The 4035-nt window shown below is 72.5% G+C and carries 6 protein-coding genes and 1 riboswitch; of the genes, 3 read left to right on the forward strand and 3 right to left on the reverse strand.

Going from position 1 to position 4035, the window contains the following annotated elements; translation table 11 throughout:
- The 3 genes from ABZV94_RS40570 to ABZV94_RS40580 all read right to left on the reverse strand — a co-directional run.
- On the reverse strand, nucleotides 1–672 hold a 672-nt coding region (locus ABZV94_RS40570), incomplete at its 3' end, for an amidohydrolase family protein (protein ID WP_356349961.1).
- Nucleotides 669–1556, reverse strand: coding sequence for an NAD(P)-dependent oxidoreductase (locus tag ABZV94_RS40575; protein WP_356349963.1), 888 nt, complete (start codon nucleotides 1554–1556; stop codon nucleotides 669–671). The genes ABZV94_RS40570 and ABZV94_RS40575, both read right to left, overlap by 4 nt.
- Nucleotides 1553–1891 carry an antibiotic biosynthesis monooxygenase family protein gene (locus tag ABZV94_RS40580; RefSeq protein WP_356349965.1) on the reverse strand — a complete coding sequence of 113 codons (339 nt, stop codon included), beginning with the start codon at nucleotides 1889–1891 and terminating at the stop codon, nucleotides 1553–1555. The genes ABZV94_RS40575 and ABZV94_RS40580 overlap by 4 nt, the downstream gene beginning before the upstream one ends.
- Before the next feature lie 266 nt (nucleotides 1892–2157).
- On the opposite strand from ABZV94_RS40580, the gene ABZV94_RS40585 reads away from it, so the two are divergent.
- The 3 genes from ABZV94_RS40585 (at nucleotide 2158) to ABZV94_RS40595 (ending at nucleotide 3814) form a co-directional block, all read left to right on the forward strand.
- The gene (locus ABZV94_RS40585; RefSeq protein WP_356349968.1) at nucleotides 2158–2556 is read left to right on the forward strand and encodes a (2Fe-2S) ferredoxin domain-containing protein; all 399 of its coding nucleotides are present in this window, start codon (nucleotides 2158–2160) and stop codon (nucleotides 2554–2556) included.
- A gap of 103 nt (nucleotides 2557–2659) precedes the next feature.
- Nucleotides 2660–2782: riboswitch (cobalamin riboswitch) on the forward strand.
- A gap of 35 nt (nucleotides 2783–2817) precedes the next feature.
- Nucleotides 2818–3039 (forward strand): CbtB-domain containing protein, encoded by a 222-nt coding sequence (locus ABZV94_RS40590; protein WP_356349971.1) that lies wholly within the window; start codon nucleotides 2818–2820, stop codon nucleotides 3037–3039.
- A gap of 22 nt (nucleotides 3040–3061) precedes the next feature.
- Nucleotides 3062–3814 carry a CbtA family protein gene (locus ABZV94_RS40595; protein ID WP_356349973.1) on the forward strand — a complete coding sequence of 251 codons (753 nt, stop codon included), beginning with the start codon at nucleotides 3062–3064 and terminating at the stop codon, nucleotides 3812–3814.
- Nucleotides 3815–4035: the final 221 nt, after the last annotated feature.

Raw genomic sequence — 4035 nt, forward strand, 5'->3', positions numbered from 1 at the left:
CCCGGCCCAGTGCCGGGGGCGCGCCGCCGTCTGCAGGCGCTCCGGCAGCAGCGCCATCGCGCCGCCGCCGGTCGCGCCGATCAACCGCAGACCCGGGTACTTGTCCAGCCACCCCGCGAACGCGATCATGGCCATGCCCATCGTGACGTCGCCGAAGCGGCCGATCTGCTCGACGAACCCGGTCTCGGCCACCCGTTCCGTGCCGGCCGGTTCGGCCGGGGCGTGCACCAGCACCGGCACCCCCGCCTCCGCGGCCAGCGCGAAGAAGGAGTCGGCGCGGGGCGAGCCGAGCAGCTCGCCGTGCACGCTGGACGTGGTGATCAGACCGACGAAGCCCGGGTCCGCGAGGGTTTCCCGGACCCCTTCGAGGTGATCGTCGTCCCCGAAGGGGTTGGCGTACACGTAGCCGCGCAACTGGTCCGGGAACCTGCGGATCAGCCCCGACATCCAGGCGTGGAAGGCGCGCAGCCGGTCGCGGGGCTGGGCGTAGTTGTCGACGCCCGGCACGCGCGCCATCGCGCCGGCCCCGACGGGGCTGCCGATGATGGTGAGGTCGATCCCGGCCTCGGCGCGGGCGGCGAGCATGCCGTCGACGTCGGTCAGGCTCGGGGGCATGGGGAAGCGTGCGGCCGCTTCCGGTGGGGACAGATGCCCGTGGATGTCGATGATCACGTGTCGGTATCCGGTTTCGGTGCGAGTGCGCGGGTGACCGCGGCACAGTCCTGGTCGCCCAGTCCTTGCTCGGTGGCGCGGACGTGGGTCTCCGCCGCGGCGGTCGCCAACGGCAGGCTCAGGCCGACTGTCGCCGCCTGCTTGGAAGCGAGCATGAGGTCTTTCGCCATCAGCCGCAGCCGGAAGTCCGGCTCGTCGAAGCGGCCGGAGGCCAGGCGCCGGGACTTGAACGCCATGACCGGCGAGGCGAAGCCGCTGCCCGCGATGGTCTTGAGGACCAGCTGCCGGTCCAGGCCACAGGCCTGCGCCAGTTCGGTGGCCTCGGCCAGGGCCTGCACCTCTATGCCCATCAGCAGGTTGAGGAGCAGTTTCATCCGCATGCCAGACCCGAGTGCGCCCAGATGGACGACCTCCTTGCCCAGCGTCCCCAGCAGCGGACGGGCGGCGTCGAAGACGCGCTTGTCCCCGCCGGCGAACAGCCGCAGCTCTCCGTCGCGGGCGTGGTCGCGGTTGCCGAGCATGCCGACGTCCAGGACGGAGGGCGCCTCACCGGCGATCTGCACGACCTCGTCGGGGGCGACGGTGCTGGCGCAGATCAGGACGCCGGGGTACGGGCCGTCGGCCAGCACGCCGTGCGGCCCGTGCAGCACGGCGCCCAGGGCCTCGCCGTCGGCCACGACGCAGAGGGCGGCACTCGTGCCCGCCACGGCGTCGGCGGGGTGGGCGGCGACGTGGGCGCCCGCCTCCGCGAGCGGCCCGGTGCGCTGCGGGGTACGGTTCCAGACCCGGACCTGTATCCCCTGGTCGAGGAGGCGACCGGCCAGGCCGGCGCCCATCGTGCCGAGACCGAGGACGGCGACGGGGCCGTTGACGGTGCCCGTCATGCGGACACCCCCTTGGTCTCCTTGACGATCCGGAACCGCATCGACTGCCGCTGGTCGACCCACTGGCGCAGCGGGGCCACCAGCTCCTGGTGCTCCTCGCTCTGCTGCCAGGCGAAGAAGTCCTCGGCCGACCGCCACTCGCTGGTGATCACCCACTGGCGGGAGCCGTCGACGGGCTCTCCGAGCCGCTCGACGATGTGGCCCGGGGTGTTGGACACGGACTTCCGGAGGTGCTCGTACAGATCCAGGAAGCCCTGCTCGCCGCCCTCGACCACGCGGACGGCGAAGACGACGTTCAGCTTCTCGGCCGACAGGCCGTTGTGGTTGGTGCCCATGTGTCTCCTCCTGAGTGAGATCCGGCAGGACACGACACCAACGGACTCATGTCCCTCGTACGGCTGCAACTCCGAACGGGGGAGCGGCCAGTCGGCACAAGGGGTGCACGTTCCGTCATTACTCATTTCGAGTGACTGACGGGGTTCCCGCCGACGGGTGACCCGCCGTGCGGCGGCCGGGTGACGATCCGTCGCCGGAGATGAAAGGATGATCACCTGCTGGATCGAGTCCCGGGCCGACCTCCCGGGGAGGGGAGTGGCGCGGCGTGCCCGACAGGCCGGCGGGAGCAACGGCGGGCGAGACGGCGAAGGGAACCGGTGCGGCGCCGTGCCGGGTCGTGGTGTGCCGGGACTGCTGCTGCGGCAGCCCCAAGGTGACCGGCGTCGACCACGCGGCGCAGACCGCGCGGCTGCGGGCCGAGGTGCCCGTGCGGGTCTCCGACTGCCTCGACGTCTGCGACCGGGCCAACGTCATCGTCGTACAGCCGTCCGCCGCCGGCCGGGCCGCCGGCGCGCGCCCGGTCTGGCTGGGGCTCGTCAACGATCCGGACGCCACCGAGGACATCGTCACCTGGGTGCGCGCGGGCGGCCCCGGCGTGGCTCCCGTGCCGGACGTCCTCGACCTGTACGCCTTCACACCACCCCGCCGGCGCGCGGATCCCTGAGCCCCGGGCCGTGCGGGGTGCGGTCTCGGCCGGGTGCGCGGGTGCGGTCCTGGCCGAGTGCGCGGGGGTGCGGTCTTGGCCGGGTGCCGGTCGCGCGGTACGGTCTGTCCGAATCGACGACGGTACGACGGAAGCCGGTGAGAACCCGGCACGGTCGCGCCACTGTATGCGGGCCCCACCGGGGTGCCCGTGAGTCAGACCCGGGGCCGTCGTCCTGTGCACCACCGAGATGGGACGCGAACTCCCAGAGGAGGTCCTGCCATGGCGCAGACCGTAGCCCGGCCGACAGCCACCACTCCCGCCGTCCCCGCCAAGCTGCCGCTGAAGGCGACAGCTCCCTGGGCGGTCTTCTTCGGCATCCTCATGCTGATCCTGCTGTACTTCGTCGGCGCCGAACAGGGCGCCACCTCCGTGTTCGACGGCACGGACGTCCACGAATGGGTGCACGACGCACGCCACCTGCTCGGCTTCCCCTGCCACTGACGCGAGGGGACCGCGCGCACCCATGAACTCCGCAACCGTACGGAACCTCCTCGTACGGGGCATGCTCGCCGGCCTCGCGGCCGGCGCGCTCGCCCTGATCACGGCCTACTTCCTCGGTGAGCCGAACGTCGACAAGGCGATCGGGTTCGAGAACGCCCACGCCCACGAGCACGAGGTCGAAGTCGTCTCCCGCTCCCTGCAGTCCACCGCCGGACTCGCCACCGGAGTCCTCCTCTACGGGGTCGCCTTCGGCGGCATCGCCGCGCTCGCCTTCTGCTTCGCGCTCGGCCGGATCGGCCGGTCCGGCCCACGCGCCACGGCCCTGCTGCTGTCGGGCTGCGCGCTGCTCGTCGTGTACGTCGTGCCGTTCCTGAAGTACCCCGCCAACCCGCCGTCGGTCGGCGACCCCGGCACCATCGGCAGGCGGACCACCCTGTACTTCCTGATGATGCTGCTCAGCGTCCTCCTGGCGATCGCCGCCACCCTCCTCGGCAAGCGGCTGTCGCCCCGGCTGGGCACCTGGTGGGCGACGGTGCTCGCGGTGGCCGCGTTCGCCGCCGCGATCGGTGTGGCCTACGGGTTCCTGCCCGCCGTCGACGAGGTCCCGAAGGACTTCCCGGCCACCCTGCTGTGGCGGTTCCGACTGTCCGCCCTGGCCGTCCAGGCCGTCCTGTGGGGTGGATTCGGCCTGGCCTTCGGCGAGTTGGCCGAGCGGCTGCTGACTCCCGGGCCGGCCACGGGAGCGGAGGGGCGAGCGGTCCCGGCCGCGCAGTGACTCCAGCCGGCCGACCAGGGCCCTCGGGGACCGTCCTCCGGGGGCCCTGGGGCTTCCCGGTTCGGTGGGATCCCGGTCGTCAGGCGGCTAGGGCCTCTCGTTCGGATCATGCCGGGCTCGCGGGGTCTGGCACCGCGCCTCGCCGCGTTGTCGTCGGTTGCCATGGCTCCGCCATGGCGCCCTCCTCCGCCTTGCGATGCACGGCACCAGACCCCGCTCCC

The organism is Streptomyces sp. NPDC004658, assembly GCF_040609555.1.
Lineage (GTDB): Bacteria > Actinomycetota > Actinomycetes > Streptomycetales > Streptomycetaceae > Streptomyces.